At 63.4% G+C, this 24,617-nt stretch carries 22 protein-coding genes; 8 read left to right on the forward strand and 14 right to left on the reverse strand.

What is annotated here, in order from left to right; translation table 11 throughout:
- Positions 1 to 168 precede the first annotated feature (168 nt).
- Positions 169 to 1,770 carry a methyl-accepting chemotaxis protein gene (locus C8C89_RS20995; RefSeq protein WP_166674815.1) on the forward strand — a complete coding sequence of 534 codons (1,602 nt, stop codon included), beginning with the start codon at positions 169 to 171 and terminating at the stop codon, positions 1,768 to 1,770.
- Between the two features lie 5 nt (positions 1,771 to 1,775).
- Here C8C89_RS20995 and egtB read toward each other — a convergent pair whose 3' ends face one another.
- Together egtB and egtD are read right to left on the reverse strand one after the other, a co-directional pair.
- Positions 1,776 to 3,008: an ergothioneine biosynthesis protein EgtB gene (gene egtB, locus C8C89_RS21000; protein ID WP_133992322.1), complete on the reverse strand. Its 1,233-nt coding sequence runs from the start codon at positions 3,006 to 3,008 to the stop codon at positions 1,776 to 1,778.
- 10 nt (positions 3,009 to 3,018) lie between these two features.
- On the reverse strand, positions 3,019 to 4,011 hold the full coding sequence (gene egtD / locus C8C89_RS21005) for an L-histidine N(alpha)-methyltransferase (protein ID WP_133992324.1): 993 nt from the start codon (positions 4,009 to 4,011) through the stop codon (positions 3,019 to 3,021).
- A 310-nt stretch (positions 4,012 to 4,321) separates the two neighbouring features.
- On the opposite strand from egtD, the gene C8C89_RS21010 reads away from it, so the two are divergent.
- Positions 4,322 to 5,014 carry an ABC transporter ATP-binding protein gene (locus C8C89_RS21010; RefSeq protein ID WP_133992326.1) on the forward strand — a complete coding sequence of 231 codons (693 nt, stop codon included), beginning with the start codon at positions 4,322 to 4,324 and terminating at the stop codon, positions 5,012 to 5,014.
- Between the two features lie 180 nt (positions 5,015 to 5,194).
- A complete protein-coding gene (locus C8C89_RS21015; protein ID WP_034786045.1) occupies positions 5,195 to 5,482 on the forward strand; it encodes a hypothetical protein in 288 nt (95 codons plus the stop codon).
- 514 nt (positions 5,483 to 5,996) lie between these two features.
- Here the strand turns inward: C8C89_RS21015 and C8C89_RS21020 are convergent.
- The gene (locus C8C89_RS21020) at positions 5,997 to 6,758 is read right to left on the reverse strand and encodes a GNAT family N-acyltransferase (protein ID WP_101480710.1); all 762 of its coding nucleotides are present in this window, start codon (positions 6,756 to 6,758) and stop codon (positions 5,997 to 5,999) included.
- 144 nt (positions 6,759 to 6,902) lie between these two features.
- On the opposite strand from C8C89_RS21020, the gene C8C89_RS21025 reads away from it, so the two are divergent.
- Positions 6,903 to 9,227: an FdhF/YdeP family oxidoreductase gene (locus C8C89_RS21025; RefSeq protein WP_133992328.1), complete on the forward strand. Its 2,325-nt coding sequence runs from the start codon at positions 6,903 to 6,905 to the stop codon at positions 9,225 to 9,227.
- Here C8C89_RS21025 and fdhD read toward each other — a convergent pair.
- The 4 genes from fdhD to C8C89_RS21045 form a co-directional block, all read right to left on the reverse strand.
- Positions 9,203 to 10,021, reverse strand: a complete 819-nt coding sequence (fdhD, locus tag C8C89_RS21030) for a formate dehydrogenase accessory sulfurtransferase FdhD (RefSeq protein ID WP_166674816.1) — start codon at positions 10,019 to 10,021, stop codon at positions 9,203 to 9,205. The two genes, C8C89_RS21025 and fdhD, sit on opposite strands and share 25 nt — an antisense overlap.
- 80 nt (positions 10,022 to 10,101) lie before the next feature.
- Positions 10,102 to 10,785: a hypothetical protein gene (locus tag C8C89_RS21035; RefSeq protein ID WP_133992332.1), complete on the reverse strand. Its 684-nt coding sequence runs from the start codon at positions 10,783 to 10,785 to the stop codon at positions 10,102 to 10,104.
- Between the two features lie 93 nt (positions 10,786 to 10,878).
- Complete coding sequence (locus C8C89_RS21040; RefSeq protein ID WP_133993588.1) at positions 10,879 to 12,336, reverse strand: Ppx/GppA phosphatase family protein; 1,458 nt, start codon at positions 12,334 to 12,336, stop codon at positions 10,879 to 10,881.
- Between the two features lie 163 nt (positions 12,337 to 12,499).
- Positions 12,500 to 13,582: an ionic transporter y4hA gene (locus tag C8C89_RS21045; RefSeq protein WP_071077959.1), complete on the reverse strand. Its 1,083-nt coding sequence runs from the start codon at positions 13,580 to 13,582 to the stop codon at positions 12,500 to 12,502.
- Positions 13,583 to 13,888: 306 nt separating this feature from the next.
- Between C8C89_RS21045 and C8C89_RS21050 the strand changes: the two genes are divergently transcribed.
- On the forward strand, positions 13,889 to 14,233 hold the full coding sequence (locus tag C8C89_RS21050; protein ID WP_133992334.1) for a hypothetical protein: 345 nt from the start codon (positions 13,889 to 13,891) through the stop codon (positions 14,231 to 14,233).
- Between the two features lie 5 nt (positions 14,234 to 14,238).
- Here C8C89_RS21050 and C8C89_RS21055 read toward each other — a convergent pair whose 3' ends face one another.
- Positions 14,239 to 15,390: a GGDEF domain-containing protein gene (locus tag C8C89_RS21055; RefSeq protein ID WP_133992336.1), complete on the reverse strand. Its 1,152-nt coding sequence runs from the start codon at positions 15,388 to 15,390 to the stop codon at positions 14,239 to 14,241.
- Between the two features lie 37 nt (positions 15,391 to 15,427).
- Complete coding sequence (locus C8C89_RS21060) at positions 15,428 to 15,703, reverse strand: hypothetical protein (RefSeq protein ID WP_101480702.1); 276 nt, start codon at positions 15,701 to 15,703, stop codon at positions 15,428 to 15,430.
- A gap of 216 nt (positions 15,704 to 15,919) precedes the next feature.
- Between C8C89_RS21060 and C8C89_RS21065 the strand changes: the two genes are divergently transcribed.
- Positions 15,920 to 16,690 (forward strand): transferase spermidine synthase, encoded by a 771-nt coding sequence (locus C8C89_RS21065; protein WP_101480701.1) that lies wholly within the window; start codon positions 15,920 to 15,922, stop codon positions 16,688 to 16,690.
- Positions 16,691 to 16,850: 160 nt separating this feature from the next.
- Positions 16,851 to 19,730 (forward strand): EAL domain-containing protein, encoded by a 2,880-nt coding sequence (locus C8C89_RS21070; RefSeq protein WP_133992338.1) that lies wholly within the window; start codon positions 16,851 to 16,853, stop codon positions 19,728 to 19,730.
- On the opposite strand, the gene C8C89_RS21075 is transcribed toward C8C89_RS21070, so the two are convergent.
- The 4 genes from C8C89_RS21075 to C8C89_RS21090 form a co-directional block, all read right to left on the reverse strand.
- A complete protein-coding gene (locus C8C89_RS21075; RefSeq protein ID WP_133992340.1) occupies positions 19,720 to 19,953 on the reverse strand; it encodes a hypothetical protein in 234 nt (77 codons plus the stop codon). The two genes, C8C89_RS21070 and C8C89_RS21075, sit on opposite strands and share 11 nt — an antisense overlap.
- A gap of 17 nt (positions 19,954 to 19,970) precedes the next feature.
- Complete coding sequence (locus tag C8C89_RS21080) at positions 19,971 to 20,852, reverse strand: LysR family transcriptional regulator (RefSeq protein WP_133992342.1); 882 nt, start codon at positions 20,850 to 20,852, stop codon at positions 19,971 to 19,973.
- Between the two features lie 80 nt (positions 20,853 to 20,932).
- Positions 20,933 to 21,550: a hemolysin III family protein gene (locus tag C8C89_RS21085; RefSeq protein ID WP_101480697.1), complete on the reverse strand. Its 618-nt coding sequence runs from the start codon at positions 21,548 to 21,550 to the stop codon at positions 20,933 to 20,935.
- A gap of 86 nt (positions 21,551 to 21,636) precedes the next feature.
- Positions 21,637 to 23,136, reverse strand: coding sequence for an NYN domain-containing protein (locus C8C89_RS21090; RefSeq protein WP_133992344.1), 1,500 nt, complete (start codon positions 23,134 to 23,136; stop codon positions 21,637 to 21,639).
- A gap of 450 nt (positions 23,137 to 23,586) precedes the next feature.
- On the opposite strand from C8C89_RS21090, the gene C8C89_RS21095 reads away from it, so the two are divergent.
- On the forward strand, positions 23,587 to 23,958 hold the full coding sequence (locus C8C89_RS21095) for a flagellar basal body protein (RefSeq protein WP_101480695.1): 372 nt from the start codon (positions 23,587 to 23,589) through the stop codon (positions 23,956 to 23,958).
- Between the two features lie 13 nt (positions 23,959 to 23,971).
- On the opposite strand, the gene C8C89_RS21100 is transcribed toward C8C89_RS21095, so the two are convergent.
- Entirely contained in the window at positions 23,972 to 24,568 is a 597-nt protein-coding gene (locus C8C89_RS21100; protein WP_101484467.1) for a TetR/AcrR family transcriptional regulator, read from the reverse strand.
- Positions 24,569 to 24,617: the final 49 nt, after the last annotated feature.

Below are 24,617 nucleotides of genomic sequence, written 5' to 3' on the forward strand. Positions count from 1 at the left end.
CGCGACTCGGGCATCCCTCATAGGGAGAAAAAGCGGTACGGCTTGATCGCCGTGCCGCTTTTTCATTTCTATTGAGCAATTAATAGTGCAAATCAGGTATCGCCGACCGTATAATCGTTTCATAAGAAGACCACCGGAGACAGATCATTAGCTACCGAGGGAATCAGTATGAAATTGACGGATATGAAGATAGGCGTACGCCTGGGTGCCGGTTTTGGCGTGGTGCTGTTGCTGATGGCAGTGCTGGTAAGCACGGGCCTTTTCCGACTGGACAAGATCGGCGCGCTCAGCGAAGCGATCATTGAGAAAGACTGGGCCAAGGCCGATGCCATTGCCACCATCCGCAGTACCACGCGGTCGAACGCGGCGCTCGTGCTGGAGCTGTTCATCCATGAAGATCCGGCCCGCGCCAACGCCATCCACGGCGAAATCGACGCGAACAAGGCCACCATCAGCGATGCGCTGGCCATCCTCGACCGCCTGATCGTGCTGCCTGAAGGCAAGGAACTGCTGGCCACACTGAAGCAGCAGCGCAAGGCCTATGTCGTCTCGTTCAGCCAGGCCGACAAGCTGCTGATGGCGGGACAGCGTTCGGAAGCAGCCGTGCATGTGCGCGACGATACCCTGCCCGCCCTGAACCGCTTGCAAAAAACGGTCAACCAACTGAACGAGCTGCAGCGCCAAGTGGTCGTGCATGGCGGCCAGCAAATCCAGCAGAATATTTCCGCGGCAAATGTGCTGATGGCCTGCCTGGGCACAGCCGCCTTGCTGCTGGGCGTGCTCTTCGCCTGGAGGGTCACGCGCTCGATCACCACACCCATCGCGTATGCCTTGCGCGTGGCGCAAGCCGTGGCCGCAGGCGACCTGAGCAGTAAAATCGCGGCCGATGGCAAGGATGAAACGGGCCAGCTGCTGCAGGCACTGCGCGACATGAATACCAACCTGGCCACCCTGGTGGGACAGGTGCGCGGCGGCACGGGCACCATCGCCGTGGCGTCGAGCCAGATTGCCAGCGGCAATGCCGACCTGTCGGCCCGCACGGAAGCGCAGGCCAGCGCGCTGGAAGAAACGGCCTCGTCGATGATCGAACTGACGGGTACCGTGCGCAGCAACAGCGACAATGCGCGCCAGGCGGACAGCCTGGCCCGCTCGGCGTCGGCCATCGCGCAGCGCGGCGGCACGGCCATGGCGGAAGTGATCGGCACCATGGATGCCATCAATGCTTCCTCGCGCAAGATCGTCGACATCATCGCCGTCATCGACGGCATCGCCTTCCAAACGAATATCCTGGCCCTGAACGCGGCAGTCGAGGCGGCCAGGGCCGGCGAGCAAGGCCGTGGCTTTGCCGTGGTGGCGTCCGAAGTGCGCAACCTGGCGCAGAGGTCAAGCCAGGCCGCCAAGGAAATCAAGGAACTCATTGCCGACTCCGTCACCCGCGTAGGACAGGGCGCGCAGCTGGTCAGTCAGGCGGGTGCCACGATGGAAGAAGTGGTGGCCAGCGTGGGCCGGGTCAGCGCCATCGTCGGTGAAATCAGCGTCGCCAACCACGAGCAGAGCGAAGGTATCGAGCAGATCAATGCCGCCATCATGCAGATGGATCAGACGACGCAACAGAACGCGGCCCTGGTCGAGGAGGCGGCAGCAGCGGCGGCAGCGATGCATGAACAGGCAGGCGAACTGGAGACCCTCGTCAGCCAGTTCAAGCTGGAGCAAAACGCCGACCGCAAGGCGCCACCCCGCCCTGCGCCGTCCGTTCCGCGCTTGCAGTAAGCAAGCTATTCCACCTGGCGCGCCAGGCGGATGCCGGAAAATTGCCAGCGCGCACCAGCCGGGAAGAAATTGCGGTAGCTGGCGCGTGCATGGCCGACCGGCGTGGCGCACGACGAGCCGCGCAGCACATACTGGTTCAACATGAACTTGCCGTTGTACTCGCCCAGCGCCCCCGGCGCCGTGCGGTAGCCGGGATACGGCGCGTAGCTGCTGCTGGTCCACTGCCAGCAGTGGCCGAACATTTGCCGCAAGCCTGCGCCCAAGGTGGCCGGGGCCGGATGCAGCTGGCCCACTTCCACGGCGACGCCTTGCGCCGCCACTTCCCACTCCCCTTCCGTCGGCAGGCGCGCGCCGGCCCAGTGCGCATACGCATCCGCCTCGAACAGCGACAGGTGGGTAGCCGGCGCGTGCGGGTCCAGCGGGCGCAAGCCAAACAAGGTGAATTCCTGCCAGTGGCCCGCCTCGTCGCGCTGCCAGTACAGCGGGCATACGAGCTGCTGGCTGCGCACCCAGTCCCAGCCTTCGGCCAGCCACAAGTGCGCCATGCGGTAGCCGCCCGCCTCGATGAAGGCGAGAAATTCGCCATTCGTCACCAGCGCGCTGGCCAGTTCGAACGGCGCCACGTACTGCGGATGGCGCGGCAATTCATTGTCGAAGCAAAAACCATCGCCCGCATGGCCGATCTGCGCCAGGCCGCCGTCAAACGGGAGCCAGACCGTGGGCTGCGCATGTTCTTGCGCTGGCGCAAGCGCGCTGTCCAGGTAAGCGGGAAAGAGGGCGCTCTGCGCCAGCAAGTGTTTCACGTCCGTCAGCAGTAACTCCTGGTGCTGCTGCTCGTGTTCAAGGCCCAGCGCCAGCAGCATGGTCAGGCGTTCGCGCTCGGGCCGCGCCAGTTCGCCCGCCAGCAAACGGGCGATGCGCGCATCGACATCCATCCGGTAGGCGCGTACTTGCGCCATGCCAGGGCGCGTCAGCAAGCCCCGTTGCGCGCGCGGATGCTTCTCGCCCACGCCGTTGTAGTAGGAATTGAACAGCACGCGAAAGGCGGGGTGGAATGGCGCGAACGCCGCTTCCATGCTTTCCAGGATAAACGTTTCAAAAAACCAGGTGGTATGCGCCAGATGCCATTTCACGGGACTGGCGTCCGACATCGACTGGGCGCCGCAATCTTCGTCGGACAGGGGTTCGGCCAGCCGCAGCGAGTGCTGGCGCACCTTGTTGTAATGATCGATCAGCATCTTTTCCTTCTCAATCCCGGATCACGCGCGCGTAAATGACGGCAAACCACTGCTGCGGATCCGTCCAGACTTGCACTGTGGAAAACCCCGCCTGCTCCAGCAAGCCGACGAAGGTCGCGCGCGTGTATTTGTAGCTGTCTTCTGTATGGATACGCTCGCCTTTCGCGAAACGCCGCTGACCACCTTTCCAATGGACAACTTGCTCGCTGCGTGCTTCCAGGTGCATCTCGACACGGCGCTCGTCGGCGTTGAAAAAGCCATGATGCTGCCAGGCGCGCACATCGAAGTCCGCACCAATCAGGCCGTTCACGTGGCGCAACATGTTCAGGTTGAAGGCGGCCGTGACGCCCAGCGCATCGTCATAGGCGGCGTCGAGGACGGCATCATCCTTGATCAGATCGACGCCGATCAACAGGCCGCCATCGCCGTCCGCATTCGCGCGCAGGCGGCGCAGGAAGGCGGTCGCTTGCTCGGGAGCAAAATTGCCGATCGACGAACCAGGATAGAAGAACAATCGCCGCGCCTCGCGCACGCTGTCGGGCAAGTCCAGGCGGCTGGAAAAATCCAGGCCCAGGCCCGTCATCTCGATGTGCGGAAAGCGCTGCTGCAGGCGGCTCAGCGATTCGCTAAGGAAATCATAGGAAATATCCACGGCCACATACTGGGCCGGGTGCAGCAGGGGGAACAGGCTGGCGGCCTTGGCGCAATTGCCCGCACCGAGGTCGATCAGGGTGCTGCCGGGCCCTACGGCGTGCGCGATCTCGGCGCCGTGACGGGCAAAGATGGCGGCCTCCGTGCGCGTGGGATAGTACTCGGGCAAGGCGCAAATGGCTTCGAACAGTTTCGAGCCCAAGGCGTCGTACAGGTACTTGGGCGAGGTCCAGGCATCGCGCGCCAGCAGGCCGCTGCTGATCTCGACTATTGTGGCAGGAGTGGCGCTGGCCACTCGGACGTTGTTGGGGTGATACAACTCTGACTGGTGTTGGGCGAATGGCATGGTCATGGGCTGGCGTCGTTTATCAAGGTTCACAATGGACTTGCACGGTCAGCCACCGGGCGCCGCCCCTGCCACAGCGGTTTGCGGGCGCCTTTGCCGATGACTTTTTCCCATCATAGCGGAATCCGCACAAGCCGGCCGTGCGACAGGTAACTTAAGGTCAAACTAACAGTGTGCAAACAAAATTGGTATTAGCCAGCAAAAATGATAAGCCTGTCGTATACTACACATTGCCGGCCAAACAATCCGCGCCCCTTTGCAGTTCCCAGGCCCCCCTCTCCCCCGCGTGCCACCCTTTACGATAGCCGTTAACACCATGCTCGAATTGCGCCATCTGTCGAAGTCCTATGCCCATGCCCGTCCCGTGCTGGCCAACATTTCCTGCCGCTTCAAGGCCGGGGAATTCATCGCCATCATGGGTGACTCGGGCGTCGGCAAGTCGACCTTGCTGAACCTGATCGCCGGCCTCGATACGCCCGATGCGGGTACCGAAGCGCATCCTATCCTGGTGGACGGCATAGCCATGTCCAGCCTCGATGACGCCGCCGCCACCCGGCTGCGTCGCGCCCGCATGGGCTTTATTTTCCAGGCCTTCCACGTCTTGCCGCACCTGACCCTGCTGCAAAACGTGGCCCTGCCGCTGCTGCTCAACGGACTGCCCCAGGAGCGTGCCACCAGCATGCTCGAAGCGGTCGGCCTGGGCGGACGCGGCGGCGACTTTCCGCAGCAACTGTCGGGCGGCGAAATGCAGCGCGTGGCCATTGCCCGCGCGCTCGTGCACAAGCCGGCACTGGTGCTGGCCGATGAGCCTACCGGCAACCTCGATCCGGATACGGCGCACAGCATCCTGCAATTGCTACGCGCCGAAATCAAGGCCAACGGCAGTTGCGCGATCATGGTCACGCATTCGCTGGCCGCCGCCGAAATGGCGGACAGAACCATGATCCTGACGAAAAACGGCTTACAAAATACAACAACCGTCAACCAAATTGATCAAACAATCAGTTAATTTAACTGACCATCTGTCACAAGTTTTGTTATCGTAGTATTATTGAAAACACTTGCCTGGTTATCAATGTTTTAACGCGAATGTTGTCACGTCACCCAGACAGCCGTACTGCGATGACGAACTTTAGCCGGGGCCGCATCAGTGTGGTCCCGTCCCTTGCATAACCTGAAGGAGGAGTAAATGAACGTTCGGCAAAAGAAGCTGGAAATGATTGAAGCGATGAACCGGGCGCGGGCGCTCGAGCCATCGAGTTTTGTGCCCAACAAGCTGCTCGATACCCTGATCGAGAAGATGAACCTGAAAAATGATGCGGAACTGTGCCGTGTTCTGGAAGTCCAGCCCCCCATCATCAGCAAGATTCGTCACGGCAAACTGTCGGTCGGTGCAACGATTTTATTGCGCATGCATGAAAAGTCGGACATCACCATCCGCGAACTGAAGGAACTGTCCGCCACGCCAGTCCATTGAGTCACCCGCTGTTGTAATGCCATGCCAGGCACCCAGGTCCCCGGCGCCATGAACTTTTGCCATGAAATTCGCGTAGTTCGCTCACAGTACAACATCCGAGCACGATAGCGAAGAGACCCAGCCCAAACCATGCTGACCGTTTCTCTGCCCACCCGCTCCAGCGCCATCCCCCCCTCGCATTCACTCCGCATTGCCCTCTGCCAGCCAGCATGAGCACTCACCTTTGATCTGACACAACACGCATAGTCCCCGCAGGCATCAAGGTCAGCTTTTAACCAGCGATCTCAAGCGCAGCCCGGCGACGCTTCTGGGCGACATGCGCCCCGACGTCATCGCGCCATCCTCGCCACGGCCATCGTTGAAACGGGCTCGCAAGCGGCCATCGCGGCCCGCTGGTGAAATTGGCGCGCCGGTGAAATTGGCGCGCCGGCGCAGCGCGCCATGACCGATGCCTGCCTGGCCGCGCTGGTAGTAGCGAGGCTGGCCTCACTGCCCGGCATTCGCCTTGGCAGCCTTAACCAGGCACCACCCCGTAATGGCGCGCGTAGCGCTCGTCCAGATTCGCCAGCGGCATCATCATGAACATGTCGGCGCTTTCGAAATCAGGATCCCACGCCGGTTCGCCGCAAATCCAGGCACCCGAACGCAGGTAGCCCTTGATCAGCGGCGGCACTTGCGGCTTGTGCGCTGCTTCCACCTGGTGGATGGGGAAAGGCAGGTGCGGCGTGACGCGGTATTCGGCCGGCGCCATGTGCTTTTCCGCCAGCGCCTGGTACACGGCGACGGCGTTATGTCCGCCATCGGCCAGGCTGATGCTGGCGCAGCCGACCAGGTAGTCGCAGCGCTCGCGGCGCATGTACTCGGCCAGGCCCGACCACAGCAGCATGATCACGCTGCCGCCCCGGTATTTCGGGTGGATGCAGGCGCGGCCCGCTTCGACCATGCGTCCGCGCAGGTTCTTCAGGCGGCTCAGGTCGAACTCGTTTTCCGAATACAGCCGGCCAATCTTGGCCGCCTTGGCCGCGCTCAGCACGCGGTAAGTGCCCACCACTTTCAGGGTATCGGCGTCGCGCACGATCAGATGATCGCAGTGCGCGTCGAATTCATCGCTGTCGAGGCCATCGGCGTTGGCCAGCGACGTCAGACCCATGGTCTCGATAAACACCTTGTAACGCAAACGCTGGACTTCGCGCAATTCCGCCGCTGTAGTGGCCTGGCTCAGCACCAGTTGAACCGGCCGGGCCTTGGCTTCGTTTGATGCGATTATGTTTTGCATGGTTTCATCCCTGTGATCAAGACGACTCCAGCGTACTTGCCTAATATGTCAGGAAAATGACAGCCGAATGTCATTTCCATGACGCTAGTCAATGTCATTCGGGGATCGTGCATAATTACCACACGCCCCTTCCGGAAAGCCACCATGGACGAACACGAAGCACCCCACATCACGCCCTATGCCAAGCCGGCCGCCGGCTGGGATGCATTGAAACACGTGGTCATCAGCCTGCGCCAGGAACGGGTCACGGCCGGCAATCTGAAAGCCTTGCTGGCGCAAAACCAGCCGGACGGCTTCGACTGCCCCGGCTGCGCCTGGCCGGACCGCAACCACGCTTCCACGTTTGCCTTTTGCGAAAACGGCGCCAAGGCCGTCGCCGCCGAAGCGACCAGCCGCCGCGCCGGCCCGGAGCTGTTTGCCAGCCATACCGTCACCCAGTTGCTGGAACAGTCGGACTACGCGCTGGAGCAGCACGGCCGCCTGACCGAACCGATGGTGTACGACCCTGCCAGCGACCGCTACGTGCCCATCACCTGGGAAGACGCCTGCGCCCTCGTGGGCCGCCACCTGCGCGCCCTGCCCGACCCGAACCAGGCCGCGTTTTATACGTCGGGCCGCGCCAGCAACGAAGCGGCCTTTTTGTACCAGCTGATGGCGCGCCTGTACGGCACGAACAACTTCCCCGACTGCTCCAACATGTGCCACGAGGCGACCAGCCGCGGCTTGCCGGCCACCGTGGGCATCGGCAAGGGCACGGTGACCTTGACCGACTTCGAACTGGCCGACACCATCCTCATCTTCGGCCAGAATCCCGCCACCAACCATCCGCGCATGCTGGGCGAACTGCGCGATTGCGCGCGCCGCGGCGGCTCAATCGTTTCCATCAATCCCCTGCGCGAACGGGGCTTGCAGCGCTTCATGGACCCGCAAAGCGCGCTGGAAATGGCGACCCTGGGCAGCACGCGCTTGGCCGGCCTGTTCGTGCAACCCACCCTGGGCGGCGACTTCGCCCTGATCAAGGCTGTCGCCAAGCGCGTCGTCGAGCATGACGATGCGGCGCAGGCCAGCGGCGAGCCCGCCGTCATCGACTATGCTTTCATCGTTGAACACTGTAGCGGTTTCGAGGCCTTCCGCGACGACCTGCGCGCAGAAAGTTGGGAACTGCTGGTACGGGAGTCGGGCGTGGCGCGCGCGCAGATCGGGGCGCTGACGGACATCTTCATCAAGGGCCAGCGCATTATCGCCACCTGGGGCATGGGCCTGACGCAGCACAAGCACAGTGTGGCAGCCATCCGCATGTTGTCGAACCTGATGATGCTGCGCGGCCAGATCGGCAAGCCGGGCGCGGGCCTATGCCCCGTGCGCGGCCACTCGAACGTGCAGGGCGACCGTACCATGGGCATCGAGGAAAAGCCCACCAACGCCTTCCTCGACCGCCTGGGCCAGGTGTATGGCTTCGCGCCGCCGCGCGCGCACGGCCACGACGTCGTAGCCACCATCGAAGCCATGCAACGCGGCGACGTCAAGGTATTCATTGCGCTGGGTGGCAATTTCGCCGCCGCCACGCCCGACACGCCGCTGACCTTTGCCGCGTTGCGCCAGTGCGCGCTGACGGTGCAAGTGGCCACCAAGCTCAATCGCAGCCACCTGGTCATCGGCAAGGAAGCCTTGCTGCTGCCTACCCTGGGGCGCACGGAGATCGACCTGCAGCACGGCGTGGCGCAGGGCGTGACGGTGGAAGACTCGATGAGCATGGTGCATATCTCGTACGGCCGCAATGCGCCCGCCTCGCCACAGCTGCGCTCGGAAGTGGCCATCGTGGCCGGCATGGCCGAAGCGACGCTGGGCAACGGCCTGGTGGACTGGCGCGCGTATGCGGCCGACTATGCGCGTATCCGTGACGACATCGAGAAAGTGTTTGACGACTTTTATGACTACAACGCCAGGGTGGCCCAGCCGGGCGGCTTTCATCTGACGGTGGCCTCGCGCGAACGCGTATGGAAGACGGCCAGCGGCAAGGCCAGCTTCCTCGTCGCCCCGCTGGACCTCGACACGCCGTTGCATCGCGCCCGCGCGCGCCACGGCGAGCGCCTGATGGTCTTGATGAGCACGCGCTCGCACGACCAGTACAACACCACCATCTATGGCATGGATGACCGCTACCGCGGCGTGTACGGCACGCGCAAGGTGGTCTTCGCCAACAAGGACGATATCGCCATGCTGGGCTTTTCCGATGGCGACCTGGTGGACTTGATCGGCGCCTGGGACGATGGCGTGGCGCGCCGTGCCGATGGTTTCCGGCTGGTGGACTACGACATCCCGCGCGGCTGCCTGGGCGCGTATTACCCGGAGACGAACGCGCTGGTGCCGCTCGCCAGCACGGCGGACGGCGCCGGCACGCCGACGTCGAAATCTGTCCCCGTGCTGATGGAACGCAGCGGAACTTACAAGGTGATCCCGGGCGTGTAATCGACGTACGCATCCTGGCGGCAGAAGCCGACCAGCTTCATGCCCGCCTGCGCGGCAATGGAAATGGCCAGCGAACTGGGGGCGGAGATCGTCGCCAGCAGCGGGATCCGCATGCGCGCCGCCTTGCGCGCCAGCTCGTAGCTGCCGCGGCTGGACAGGAATACGAAGCCGCGCCGCATGTCAGTGCCGCTCAGTGCCAAATGGCCTATCAGTTTATCGAGGCCGTTATGCCGGCCGACATCCTCGAACACGTGGACGATATCGCCTTCGGGCGTGCACCACGCGGCCGCATGCACGCCGCCCGTTGCCCGCATCAGCGCCTGGTGTTCGTGCAAGCCGCCCGACGCGCGCGCCAGCGCGGCCGGCAAGTCGACGTGGATCAGAGGCGGCGGCAGCGCTTCGGGCCGCAAATCGAGCATGTCGATGCTGTCGATGCCGCACACGCCGCAGCCCGTGCGGCCCGTCAGCTGGCGGCGCCGGTCCTTCAGGCGCACGAAATCCTCCTGGGCAATGCTCAAAGCCACTTCGGCGGAGTCAGGGCGCAGGACCACTTCGCAATCGAAAATAGCGCCGGCGGAAGCGACCACGCCTTCCGTCAGCGCGAAGCCGTAGGCAAATGCTTCCAGGTCGCGCGGGGTGGCCATCATGACGACGTGGGAAATGCCATTGAAGACCAGCGCGACGGGGATTTCCTCGGCGACATGGTCGGTGGCATCAATGGACTGGTGCGCGCGGTGGCGGATGATGGCGCGCTCGACGAAGCCGGCGCGTTCAATACTGGTTTCTTCTGACATGGCAACCACGGGGGAACTATCACAGCCCCCATGGTAAACCAGAACGGGCAAGCGGGGGGGCGGCCCCTCCGCTCGCGTCATCAATCCTTCTTCGGACGGCCCGTTTTCAGCTGCGGCAGGCCGGCCAGCACGTTTTGCAGGGTCGCCAGGTCGATCTGGCTGATCAGCGCCACGCCGATGCGCAGCAATTCGCTTTTCTTGATCTCGAAACCGGCCTTCAGGCAAGCTTTCTTGACCTGGCCCAAAACTTCATACTCCGCTTCCGGCATGGTGAAGCTGTCGCGCACCAGTTTCGGCTTGCGGGCTTTTTCCTTGACGGCGGCGACCTTGGCGAGCGGCGCTTTTTTCGCTGGTGCAGGCTTGGCGGCAGCTTTGGCCACCGGTTTGACGGCAGTTTTCGCTGCCGGCTTGACCGCAGCCTTGGCGGCGGGTTTCGCAGCAACCTTGGCCGCAACCTTGGCGGCCGGCTTGGCAGCGGCTTTGGCGACGGGCTTGGCCACAACTGGTTTGGCGACGACGGCCTTGGCCGCCGGCTTGGCGGCGGGCGCCTTGGCAACGGCAGGCTTGGCGGCAACAGGCTTCGCTGCGGCGGCCTTGGCGGCCACTGGCTTGACTGCGGCTTTTGCCACCGGCTTGGCAGCTGGCTTCACGACAGGCTTGGCGGCCGGTGCGCTCTTTGCCGCTGCCGCATTGATCGAGGCGCTGGTGGGGAACATCGATACGGGCGCGCCCTCGGCTTTTTTCACTGGGGTGGATTTGGTCATGGATTTTCCAATTTAACAAATAATATAAACAATATATACTGTTTTTTAAAATCTTGCATGCTACACATCAAGTCATGCGCACGGCATGACCTCCTAGGCGCTGGCGCGGATGGTGAAATCGACCCCGACCTCATCCCAGAATTCCTGCTCCTTCTCGATCCAGAACGACACGGTGGGATGGTGCGCCACCCAGCCGCGCTTGATGTCGAGCTCGATGCGGCTCTTCATGCGCAGGCGCAGTTCGCTGAAATCGGCTTCGATGCGCGCATGCATGAGCAGAATCGACAGGCGCAGCGCCAGCACGGCCTTGGCGAAATCGGGATCGGACAGCACTTCGCCGATCTTGCGCAAGTTGCCCTTCTGCGCCAGGATCAAGCGGCTCATGGTCTTCTGTTCGCGCGTGGTAAAACCGGGCAAGTCTGCATTTTCCACGATATAGGATGCGTGCTTGTGGTAACCCGTCTGCGACACGGCCAGGCCCACTTCGTGCAGCAGGCTGCTCCAGCGCAGGCATTTCACCAGGGCGTCGGACGTGGGCTTGAGCTGCGCGTACATGGCCAGTGCCTGCTCGGCCACCCGGCCGGCGCGCTGCTGGTCGATATGAAATTTCTCCATGCAGCCCTGCACCGACTGTTCGCGGCGGTCGCGCTTGGTCGAACGCAGGTACAAATCCCACATCACGCCCATGCGCAGGCCCGCCTCGATTGGCGTCATGACGGGAATGGCCAGTTCGCGGAACAGGCCGATCAAAATGGCCAGGCCGCCGACGATGGTGCTGGCGCGGTCGGGGCGCAAGCCGGGCATGTCGATGCGGCTGGTGTGGCCCAGTTCGATGAAACGGCGCGCCAGCGCATCGAGGCTGGTGCCGGACAGCAAGCCATCACCGAGCTTGTTGCGGGCGATGATGTCGGCGATCGTGCGGATGGTGCCGGAAGAGCCGTAGGCCGTCTTCCAGTGCTGCGGGCGGTACGGCGGCGCGGCATCCTCGAAATGGCTGCGCGCCGACAGGATGGCCGCCTCGAACGACGGTGCGTCGATGCGCCCGCCGATGAAGAACGACAGGCTTTGCTTGACGGTGCCCAGGCTGAAGGACTCGACCCGTTCGATATCATTGCCACGCCCCAGTATCAGTTCGGTCGAACCGCCGCCGATATCCATCACCAGCCGGCGTTCGCCAGGAATGGCCAGCGCATTGGCCACGCCCATGTAGATCAAGCGCCCCTCTTCTTCGCCCGAGATGATCTCGATCGGGTAGCCTATGGCTTGCTCGGCCAGCGGCAGGAAGACGGCGCCATTGCGAGCCACGCGCATGGCCGACGTGGCCACGACGCGCACGGCATCGAGTTCAAAGCCGGCGAGGATGGCGCGAAAGCGCTGCAAGCAGGCCAGCGCCGCCTGCATGGCCGCCTCGGTCAGGTCGCCATTGGCGTCCAGGCCGGCGGCCAGGCGTATCGGGTCGCGCACGCTCTTGACTACGCGTATGGTGTCGCCATCATGCTTGCCGACGTGTAAACGAAAACTGTTGGACCCCAGGTCCACCGCTGCATACATACTGGCCTCTTGTCTTGTCATTGCTGTGCCAACCGGAAAAGTTGGCAAACTCAGTTGCTAAACTATATAAATCATTTAAACGATTTAAAAATCCTACCACACTCCCCCATCGTATGACAGCGGCGTGACAGGATTGTGACAAGAAGTCGCGCGGCGACGACGTTTAAGGCACGATGGTGGTAAACAAATAGACAGCAAAAATCACCAGGTGCACCGTGCCCTGCATGACCGTGGTGCGGCCCGTGCCCAGCGACAGTGTGGCGACCATCAGCGACAGCAGCAACAGCACCGTCGACTTGATATCGAGTCCCAGGGTGATCGTCAGGCCAGTCGCCAGCGATACCACCACCACGGCGGGAATCGTCAGGCCGATGCTGGCCAGGGCGGAGCCGAGCGCCAGGTTCAAGCTCGTTTGCAAACGGTTGGCGCGCGCCGCGCGCACGGCGGCCAGGCCTTCGGGCAGCAGCACGATGGCGGCGATGACGATGCCGACCAGGGTTTTCGGCGCCCCCATGGCGGCAATCGCCGTTTCCAGCGCGGGCGCCAGCGACTTGGCCAGCAACACCACGGCGCCCAGGCACACCAGCAGCGCACCGGCGCTGACCCAGGCGACGGTGGGCGTGGGCGGCGCAGCATGCACCTCTTCGTCGCCGACGGCTTCCTTGGGCAGGAAGTAGTCCCGGTGGCGCACCGTCTGCACCAGCACGAAAGTGCCGTACAGGACCAGCGAGATGACGGCAATGAAAATGAGCTGGCTGGAGTTGTAATATGGTCCGGCGGCGCTGGAGGTGTAATTCGGCAGCACCAGTGTCAGGATCGCGATGGCCGCCAGGGTCGCCAGCGACGCGCTCACGCCCAGCAGGCCGAAGGTCTGTTCCCTGTGGCGCCCGGCGCCCAGCAACAAACAGATGCCGACGATGCCGTTTAAAATGATCATGATGGCGGCAAACACGGTGTCGCGCGCCAGTCCCGTCGTTTCCGGCCCGCCGGCCAGCATCAGCGAGACGATCAGCGCCACCTCGATCAGGGTCACGGCCAGCGCCAGCACCAGGGTGCCATACGGTTCGCCGATGCGGTGCGCCACCACTTCCGCGTGGTACACGGCGGCCAGCACGCTGCCGATCAAGCCAGCCACCAACAGGATCTGGTAAGCGCCGCCGACATTGAACGTGGAACCGAACAGGAACAGCCAGCCGGCAAGGGGGGCGGCAAGCGGCCATACAGGCAGGGATTTAAGCATTTTCATTATGGGCCTGGCAAGAGTAAAAAAGGGGAACTGCGGTGCGGACGACAAGAGGGGCCTAGCGTGCACCCCACAGCATAACTTGCTTAGCTTAAATGAAAGTTAGGGAATACACACGTCCGCATGCCGGCGCCCCGCGCCTCGCTCACCTTGCTGCAGTGCACCTGCTTGCTACCCATAACTATAGTCCCTTTGGTAACATGCCGTTGCAGTTCCTTGTCTTTTTGCTTGCAGATGCCGTCATACTGCAGGGCAGACCCTCCCGCTACCGACCAAGGACAGACCATGAATCGATCAAGCAGCGCAGCCATGCGCACCGTATTATTCGTCTTCGCCAGCGTCCTGTGCGCCGCCGCACAGGCAGGCACGCAGGCGCCGCGCGAGGACGCGAGCAAACCACAGGCCCGCGAAGTGCAGGTTGATGCAAACTGGGCCACCCCACCTGCGCCTGCCGCCGCGCCAAGGTGGCAAGACAGCCTGCCACCCGCGCCGCCGGTGGCGCCACGCGAAGAAAAGATCCTGCCCAGGAGTGAATGGTTCAGCGTGGAGCCCATGAAGGCGCCCGACAGGCGCTGCGATCCCGGCCTCGACGCCTTGTTCCTTAGCAAGGAATGCGGCAAAGAGCCCAGCTGGCTGGGGTCACCCAAGAAATAGGGGCGCTACACGTCCAGCGTGCACGCGCCCTGCGCTTCCACCACCCTGTTGCGGCCCGCCTGTTTGGCAGCCTGCAGCGCCTCGTCGGCCCGCTTGAACAGGCTGACGGTGCTGTCCTCGGCACGGATGGTGGTCACGCCCAGGCTGGCCGTCAGTTGCAGCACGGCGCGCTCCGTCTTGACGGGCAGCACTTCGACGGCGGCGCGGATGCGCTCGGCCACCATCAGCGCATCGGCCAGGGTCGTGCGCGGCAGCTGGATGGCAAATTCGGCGCCGCCCAGGCGGCCCATCAGGTCGCTGTCGCGCAGTTGCTGGCGGCAAGTATCGACGATGGTTTTCAGCACTGCGTCACCCACCGGATGGCCGTAGCTGTCGTTGACGCGCTTGAAATGGTCGATATTGAGCACCACCAGCGCCGTCGGCAGGCCGGGCCGGCGCGCCAGCGCCATCCACGGCGCCAGCGCCTGGTAAAAGCCGCGCCGGTTCGGCACGCCCGTAGCCGCGTCGAGCACTTCCAGGCGCGCCAGTTCGCCGCCCAGTTTTTCACGCGACAGCAGCAGATAGCCGAAGGCGTTCGTCAGCATCATCAGGTACAGGGCGCCAAAACCGGCCAGCTGCAGCGGCTCGGCGTCAACATACGGCATGGCGGCAGCGAGCACGCCGCGCGCGGCGATCAGCAGCGACAGCATACCCATGCTGACGACGAGAAAACGGCGCAGCATGCTCGCCTCCCGCCATTTGAGGCACAACGCGGCCACGCCGGCAATGAAAAAACCGGCCACGATCAGCGAACCGCCGGCGCTGCGCAGCAGCGGCGCCACGTCAAACAGGTAGCAGGCGGCAAACAGCGCCACCGACAGGCCCAGCGCCGGCAGCATGGTGCGGCGCCAGCCGCTGCGGCCGGCCGCCTGCCACAGCGCGCCCGCGTCCAGCGCCATGCCGGCAAACAGCAGGCTGTTGCCAAGCAGGATGGACAGCACATCGGGCAAGACGCCACGGAAATACAGCAAACACCAGGCCACGGCCTGGCATTGCTTGGCCACCGCCCAGGTGGACATGCTGAGCGACTTCTTGCGCTCGTACTCGAAGAAGAACAGGGCCGCGCACAGGCTCAGGTTGCCGAGCGCCAGGGCCAGTACCAGGGTCTTGATATCCATGGGCTACGCTATCGATGCGCAGGCGCGGTGCGCCAGGTCAGATTTCGTGTTCGACATTCGTGCTGCCGTCGCCCACCTTGCTGGCCCACGCCTGCACGAAATACTGCTTTTCCACTTCGTTGGGCGCCTCATGCCAGAACACGATGAGGGTACCCTTGTGATCGTGGATCTGGGCCACTTTTTCAATGAATCCGACATTAGCGGCCACGTCGGCCAGCGCCGCTGCGTAACCATATACGCGCGTCAGCCGCTCGATGCGGTCAGGCTCGGTAAAACTATTCGTCGCGGTAATGATGGGGTGATCCAAAAACATGCTTGTCTCCATGGTGCCCGACTGCGCGGCCGTGGCGCCGCGTGCCGTAGACTGCCTTGCGCTGCGCCACACCGCACGTCGGACGGCAAGTGGCGAGCCCGCCTCTGCCATATACGGACGCTCGGTGCGGATTAATCGGGTATGCTCACGGGAGCTTATCAGATTTCTCTGAATGCAACAAAGCATCTCCCCCAGTCCACTCAGCGAAGTCGTCCTATGTCGGATAGCAAATTACCTGCCGTACGCGCGCCCCAGGTGCATACCTGCGGCGACCGGCGCCGCCTGGAATTCCAGCCAGGCATGATCCAGAGCGAAATGCTGCTGTCTCGCCCTGACCACCTGCTGCTGCGCTATGCGCGCGCCATGATGTGCTTCACCTTGTTCGTGCCGCGTCCCCGGCACATCCTGATGGTGGGACTGGGCGGCGGTTCGCTGCTGAAATTCTGCCACCGCCACCTGCCCGAGGCGCGCATCACCGTGCTGGAATTGCGCGCCGACGTGATCGCCCTGCGCGAGCAGTTCATGCTGCCGCCCGACGACGCGCGCCTGCATATCATCGAAACGGACGCCGTCAGCTATATCCGCCAGCATCCGGGCTGCGCCGACGTGCTGCTGCTCGATGGCTATGATGAAACGGGCCTGCCACCCGCACTGGGCAGCGCGCGCTTCTATGCGGACTGCCTGCGCGCCCTGCTACCCGGCGGCGTGCTGGTGGCAAACCTGTTCAGTTATGACGAACACTATCCCGCCATGCTCGCGCGCCTGATGCTCACCTTCCGCGGCGCCGTCTGCCACTTCGACGGCATCGCGGGCAATAACCGCATCGTCTTCGCCGCCAGGCCAGACAAACTAGGCGCGGGCCGTGCACTGCGCGTCGTGCGCCTGGTGCGCTGGCGGCGGGTGTGCGGCATGGCTTTCCTGAACCGCTGGCTGCCGGCATGGCAGTTGTGGCGTATGCGCCGGCAGTCAGGCGCGGGCAGAGACTGACTGCCGTCTTCCCCCGCCATGGACATGGATGTTGTTGCTTATTAGCAGTAATTTGGTGCAAAATCTGCATGATGAATGTGGTTTATGACAAACTACGGCCAGCGCGGGGCCGGCAGGCGCCGCCGAATTCAAGTGTCCATGAAGTGAGATAGGAAAAACCATGCTGCGTGGCCGCCTGCCATTGTCGATTTCTGCCGCGGCTGCGCTGACCTTTGCCAGCGGCGTCGGCATCACCGCCATGCTGTTCGCCGCCATCAGCCAGCTCGAATACGACAAGATGAGCCTGAGCTTGCAGCAGCGCGCCGGCGCGCGCGTGGCCGCCATCGAGCAGGGACTCGATGACGCGGTCGAGGTACTGACCACGACGAACCAGCTGTTTGCCGCCGTCGTGCCCGTCTCACGCGAGCAGTTCCACGCCTTCACCACGCCGCTGCTGCAGCGCCACCCTTTCATCCAGGCTTTCAACTTCCACCGCATCGTGCCGCATGCCCAGCGCGCGGCCTTCGAGGCCGAGCTGCGACGCATCACCCCCGATTACGCCATGACGGAAATGCGCGATGGCGTCATCGTGCCCGCCACGAAGCGCGCCAGCTACCTGGTGGTGGACTATCTCGAACCGCTGCAGGGCAACCGTCCCGCCTTCGGCCTGAACGTGCGCCCTGACGGCTTGCTGGCCGGCGCGCTGGAACAGGCCATCATCAGCGGCCAGACCACTGCCACTGGCCTGCTGGCCCTGGCGCAGGGACCGCAGCAGGGTTTCGTCATCCTGCGCCCCGTGTACCGCCACGGCGTGCCCTTGCAAACGGTGCAGCAGCGGCGCGCGGCGCTGATCGGCGATACCGCGGTCGTCGTCCGCGCCGGGGAACTGGTGCAGAAGATCCTCGCCGGCGCCGACCTGCTGGGCGACCCGCAGCTCGAACTCAGCGTTTACGCCGACGCCGGCGCCGATCCGCACCAGCTGATCTTCCGGCATGGCCAGGCGCCTGCCAACGAAGCGGGCGACGCCTGGAAGTCGCTGCCACGCTGGCTGCAATTTGCCTATCACAGCCATTATGACCGGGCCTTTTCCTCCGCCGGCCGGCCTTGGCATGTGCGCGTGGTGGCCCTTCCGCGCCCCTTCCTGGCCGACCACCTGGGCTCATTGCTCACCCTGATCACGGGTTTGCTGTTCAGCGTGCTGACGGCGGCCTTCGTGCAGACACTGACGCAGCGCTCGCGCCGCGTACAGCTGCTGGTGGAACAGCGCACGGCCGACCTCAAGCGCAGCAATGAACTGCTCAGCGCCGACGTGCGGGCGCGCCAGCGCACGGAGCGCGCCTTGCAGGAAAGCGAAAAGCGCTTCCGCCGCCTGCTGGCCCTGTCCTCGGACTGGTACTGGGAACAGGATGCCAACTTCTGCTTCACCCACATCACCAGCGGTTTCACGGACAAGTCGAACATGCCGCTGGAACGCTTCATCGGCATGACGCGCTGGGAAAACAACCCGGAGATGCGCAACTCGCGCTGGGGCAAGCAGCATATCGCCAATCTGGAAGCGCACCTGCCCTTTTCCAACCTCGAATATGCGATGAAAGACCGCGATGGCCAGTTGCGCTGGTTCAGCATCAATGGCGAACCGCTGTTCAACGAACTGGGCGAATTTCGCGGCTACCGGGGTACGGGGTCCGAAATCACGGAACGCAAGCTGGTCGAACAGCAAATCCAGCACATCGCCCACCACGACGTGCTGACGGGCTTGCCCAACCGCGCCCTGCTGCGCGACCGCCTGGCCCAGGCGATGGCCCTGTCGCGCCGCAAGAACCGCGCATTGTGGGTACTGTTGATCGACCTCGACCGTTTCAAGTTCGTCAATGACAGCCTCGGTCACAAGGCCGGCGACCTGCTGCTGAAAACCATCGCCACGCGCTTGCAGGCCAGCCTGCGCGAAAGCGATACGGTGGCGCGCCTGTCGGGCGATGAATTCGTCGCCATCCTGTGCGAACAGGCCGACGAATTGCTCAGCGGCGCCATCGTGCAGCGCGTGATGGATGCCGTGGCGCAGCCGGTATTGTTAGATGGGAAGGAATTTTTCGTCACCTGCAGCATCGGCGTGGCCGTCTACGACATGTCGCGCTACGACGCCCCGGGCGACGTGACGTTGAATGGCGAGACGCAGAACCTGATCGAGCAAGCCGACATCGCCATGTACTGCGCCAAGAAACAGGGCCGCAACAACATCAAGTTCTACACGACGGCCATGAACCAGGCCACCCTGGAGCGCCTGCGCATCGAGACGGCGCTGCGCAACGCGCTGGAGCGCGAGCAGTTCGTGCTGTATTACCAGCCGCAAGTGGACCTGGCCAGCGGACGCATTGTCGGCGTGGAAGCGCTGCTGCGCTGGCAGCACCCGGACCTGGGCATGGTGGCGCCGCAGCGCTTCATCGCGCTGGCAGAGGATACGGGCCTGATCGTGCCGATCGGTGCCTGGGTCATGCGCCAGGCCTGCGCGCAGGTGAAAAGCTGGCACGCGGCGGGACTGGACAAGCTGCGTCTGGCCGTCAACCTGTCGGCACGCCAGTTCAACGAGCCGAACCTGGTCGCCTCGATCTCCGAAGTGCTGCTTGCAACGGGCCTGCCGCCCGCCTGCCTGGAACTGGAACTGACGGAAAGCCTGTTCATGCACGACGTGGCGCTGGCCGTCAGCCAGCTGCACGACATGAAGGCGCTGGGGGTGCAGCTGTCGATCGACGACTTCGGCACCGGCTATTCCAGCTTCGCCTACCTGCGCACCTTCCCCATCGACGTGCTGAAGATCGACCGCAGTTTCGTCGGTGACGTGGCGCGCGACGCGGACGATGCTGCCATCGTCGTCTCCATCATCGCCCTGGCGCACAATTTAAAGTTGCGCGTGGTAGCCGAAGGCGTGGAAACGGCTGCGCAGCTCGATTACCTGCGCCAGCACGGCTGCGACGAAGCGCAAGGCTATTATTTCAGCCACCCGCTGCCGGCGCACGAAGTCGAAGCTCTGCTGCGGGCGGAAGAAACGCACGTCATGCACTAGGGGGCGGCGGCACCCTGGCACCCAATTGCAGCTCTTGCCAATCGGGTTCGAGACCCGCTTGCGCCAAAAACAACTCCACATCTGATGCGCGGGCCGGATCGATATCCTGTTGTGGATGCGCCCACAGCAAATCGCACTCTGTGCAAACGATCACCGCCTGCCCCGTTTTCTTGACCGTTGCGTGCAGCAGGTCGCCATACTCGCCGCAAGTCGGACATTGCATGCCTCGCTCCATCATGCCTACAGCTTGTGCTGCAAAAATTCGAGGAAACAGCTGATGCGCTGCGCCAGCTGCGTGTTGCGGTAGTACACGGCGTGGATCTGCTGGCGGTAGCCCGTATAAAACGGTTGCAGCACCTTCACCAGGCGGCCGGCAGCGATGTCGTCCTTCGTCATGAAGTCGGACAGGCAGACGATGCCCTGGTCATGCAGCGCCAGCTGGCGCAGGGTCTCTCCGCTGGAGGCCGCCAGCGCGGGCACGATCTGCAGGCTGTTGCCGGCGTCGTGGCGCAGCGGCCAGTGATTGCCCAGTTCATATTGCGCAAAACCCAGCAGCGCATGGCCAGACAGCGCTTCCGGCGTTTCTGGTACGCCGTGGCGCGCCAGGTAGGCGGGCGTGGCCAGCACGTGCAGAGGACTGGCACTGAGCGGGCGTGCATGCAGGGTCGAGTCGACCAGGGCGCCGATGCGGATGGCGATATCGGTACGGTGCTCGAGCAGGTCGGCGATCTGGTCGTTGCTGGTCAGCTCCAGGCGGATGTCCGGGTACATGGCGCGAAACTCGGCTACATGGGGAACCACGCAATGCAGCATGAAGGGCGAGGCGGCATCCACGGACAAGCGCCCGGCCGGCTTCTGGCGGCGGATGCGGATCGACTCCTCCACATCTTCCATCGAGGCGAGGATGGCGCGCGCCTTGTCCAGGAACAACTGCCCTTCTTCCGTCAGCTCCATGCGCCGCGTGGTGCGCGTCAGCAGCGAGGTGGCCAACTTGTCTTCCAGGCGCGACAGGGCGCGGCTGACCCCCGAGGTGGTTTGACCCAGATGCACGGCGGCCGCGCTCAGGGTGCCGCTGTCGATGACGGTGACGAAGATTTTCAAGTCGTCCGAATTGATATCCATTGCTGCCTTATTATTGCCTGTGTTTCACATATGGCGCCATTATAAAGGAATCGCAGCAACAGTGATGGCGACAGGCAACGTCAGGCAACGTAGAACAAAATGGCGATAAAGTGACAGCTACTGCCGGCCAGCACGAACAGGTGCCAGATGCCGTGCCCATGGCGCAGCTTGTGATCGGTGGCGTAGAAAACGATGCCGCCCGTGTAGCACAGCCCGCCTGCCACCAGCCACAGGAAGCCGTTCCATTCGAGCGCCGCCAGCAGCGGCTTGATGCCGATGACGACCAGCCAGCCCATGGCCACGTAAATTACCAGCGACAGGATGCGCGCGCCTTTCGCGTACATATATTCCTGCACGATGCCAAGCAGCGCCAGGCCCCAGACGACGCCAAACAGCGACCAGCCCCACGGCCCGCGCAGGGTCACCAGCATGAAGGGCGTGTAGGTTCCCGCGATGAGCAGGTAGATGGCGCAGTGGTCGAGCCGCTGCAGCACGGCCTTGGCTTTGCCACGCACGCTGTGATACAGGGTGGAAGTGAGGTACAAGGTCAGCAGCATGGCAGCATACACGCTGCAGCTGACGATTTTCCAGGGGTCGCCCGTGCGGGCCGCCGCGACGATCAGGATGACGCCGCCGATGGCCGCCAGCGCGGCGCCCACCGTATGGGAAATGCTGTTGAACCGTTCACCGTGATACATGGACTAATGCCGCTTTGCCAAGACGCAGCAAAATTCCGGGGTCAGACCCGCCGGGTCTGCCCCCAGTTCTTGCTTTGGGGTTGCAATCAAGCCGCTTCCGCCTTCTTGCGCGCGGGACGGCGTGCCGGGGTCTTGCGCGGCGCCTTGGCCGGCTTGTCTTCCGCCACGACGGCCACTTCCACCGGCGCCGCTTCGGCGACAGGCGCCGCTTCCAGCACGGCCTCAACCGCCTTCTTGGCCGGCTTTTTGGCTGCTGCGGTCTTGCGCGCTGGCGTGCGCGGCTTGGCCTTCGGCTTGGCTTCGGCGACGGTTTCCACGACCACCTCGGCGACTGGCTCGACTACTGGCTCGGCTACCGGCTCGGGCGTTGGCGCCACCTCGACCGCTTCGGCGCGCGCTTCACGGGCGCCATCGCCATTCTTGCGGCCACCACGGCCATTGCGACGCGAACCGCGTTTGGCGTTACCTTCTTCGGCCACCGCTTCCACGGCTTCGGTCAGTTCATGCACGACGTCAAGCTGCGTCGCCGGCGCATGCTGCTCGATGACAGGCGATTCGGCCTCGGCCACCGGCACGAAAGCCTGTGGCGCTTCGCCGCGGCGATGTTCGTTCTGCTTGCGGCCACCACGGCCATTGCGGCGCGAATCGCGGCGATTGCCGCCTTCGCGATGATTGCCCTCTTCCGCCGTCACGACAGTCTCGCCACTGGCGATAGTCTCGCTGGCTGCGTCCGCGTTCGCGGCAGCGGGCAAGGCCACCAGGCCGCTGCTGCGGTAGACATAGGCGCCCGATTTCTCGTCGCGTCCAAATTCCAGCAAACCGCGTGTCTGCGCTTCTTCCAGCAGGTTGCCGAAGGTGCGGAAACCATAGTAAGACTCGCTGAAGTCCGGTTTGCGGCGCTTGATCGCTTCTTTCAGCATCGAGGCCCAGATCTTGCCGCTGTCGCCGCGTTCCGACACCAGCGCGTCGAAGGTTTCGACGGCCATCTCGATCGCTTCCGTCTTGCGCGACTCGTATTTTTCCTTGCGGCGCACTTCTTCGTCGGGCGAGCGCTTGGTGGCCGCAGCCGGGCTTTCGCGCGCGTCGCGCTTGGCGGCCGTGCGGCGGCTCTCGCGTACCAGGTCGTCGTAGAAAATGAATTCATCGCAGTTGGCCACCAGCAGGTCGGAGGTCGATTGCTTGACGCCCACGCCGATCACCTGCTTGGCGTTCTCGCGCAGCTTCGACACCAGCGGGGAAAAGTCGGAATCGCCGCTGATGATGACGAAGGTGTTCACGTGAGCCTTGGTATAGCACAGGTCCAGAGCATCGACCACCAGGCGGATGTCGGCCGAATTCTTGCCGGACTGGCGCACGTGGGGAATTTCGATCAGTTCGAAGTTCGCCTCATGCATGGTGCCCTTGAAACTTTTATAACGGTCCCAATCGCAATATGCCTTCTTGACAACGATGCTGCCCTTGAGCAGCAAGCGTTCAAGGATGGGCTTGATATCGAATTTTTCGTAATTTGCATCTCGCACGCCGAGCGCGACGTTTTCGAAGTCGCAAAACACGGCCATGCTGAGGTTTTCTGGGGATGACGCCATAAGGGTGAATTCTCGCTGGATGATAAGGGCGGACGGGAAGCGCAACGCCTCCCTTTTCGCCTAGTATATTCGCCCATCCCCCGTTTCGGCGACAACTATCGTGCGCGGTGCACCTATTGCGCATCGGCGGCGGTACTCGCGCTGGTGCCGGCGCCTGGCGAAGCAACGCTTTCATCGACCGAATACAGCTGGCACGGCATGCTGCTGCGCCGCTGGCCGACACAAGTTGAGCAGCACACCTCCGGAGCATGAAACGATACAGGCAGGAAATGGCGGACTCGGCGGAAGACTACCGTGCCACTCCAGGCAGTGAAATGCCACAGGAGAATATGAAAAATCACCTCATGCACCTCCTTTTCCGGCAAGTACCGCCAGGAAAAATTGTTGCCTTGCACCACCACACTTTTCCCGCTGGCAGGAGTAAACTAGGTGCATTCTGAAGGAGCTGCCATGTCCATATCCGCCCTCACCACCGGCACCTCGGGGCTGACCGCCAACCAGCGCGCGCTGGATGTGGCCGCCAACAATATCGCCAATGCGAATACGCCGGGCTTCCAGCCACAGTCGGCCAACTTCCAGGAAGCCAGCCCGGCCGGCACGGGCGTCACCCTCTCCGTCGAAGGGCGCAAGCTGGCCGCCGGCGAAAGCGTCAGCGGCGCCAATGCGACTGCGGCCAAGACGGCTGAAAGCCGGCCGAACGGCGTGGGCCTCGCTTCTGAACTGACGGATAACCTGGTCTACAAGGCAGGTTTCAACCTGTCGGCCAATGTCGTCAAGGCAGCCGACCAGGCCCTGGGTAGCCTGATCGACGTCAAAACCTGAACCCTGTGACTATTTACATCATAGCCAGCGCCAGCGGCGCCATGGCAGGCTGAATCAGCGCCAGCAGCCGTTCGGCGGGAATGCCGTCGCGCGCCTGCACCGACAGGCCGTGCAGCAAGGCCGCATAGTAATCGCCCAGCGCCTGCACATCCGCTTCCTTTTTTAATTCTCCCGCCAGCTGCGCCGCGCGCAAGCGCTCGATGACGGCTTGCGTGCGCGCGCGGCGGTGTTGCGCCAGCCAGTCAGCGATGCCGGCGTTTTCCGCACTCGTATTCGTGGCGGCCGTGACCACCATGCAGCCTTGCGGCTGGCCGCTGCGCGTGTACAGCAGCACGGCTTCTTCCAGCATGCGCGCCACCGCGTCGCGCACATTCAAGCTGGCGGCCAAGGCATGCACGGCAAACGCGCCCTCACCCGACTCGTACAGCTCCACGGCTTCGCGGAACAGCTGCTCTTTCGAACCAAACGCCGCATAGATGCGCGCCGAGGCGATGCCCAGCGCCGCCACCAGGTCGGCCATCGACACACCCTCGTAGCCGCGCGTCCAGAATGCGTCGCGCGCTTTTGCCAGCGCCAGCGCGCGGTCAAATTCCCTCGGTCTTCCTGCCATTTTCATCCTCTGCTTGCAAACTGGCGGCCAGTATAACGCCTGGCATGCA

Origin of the sequence: Janthinobacterium sp. 75, assembly GCF_004365495.1 — a bacterium.
In the GTDB taxonomy this organism is placed as follows: Bacteria; Pseudomonadota; Gammaproteobacteria; order Burkholderiales; family Burkholderiaceae_D; genus Janthinobacterium.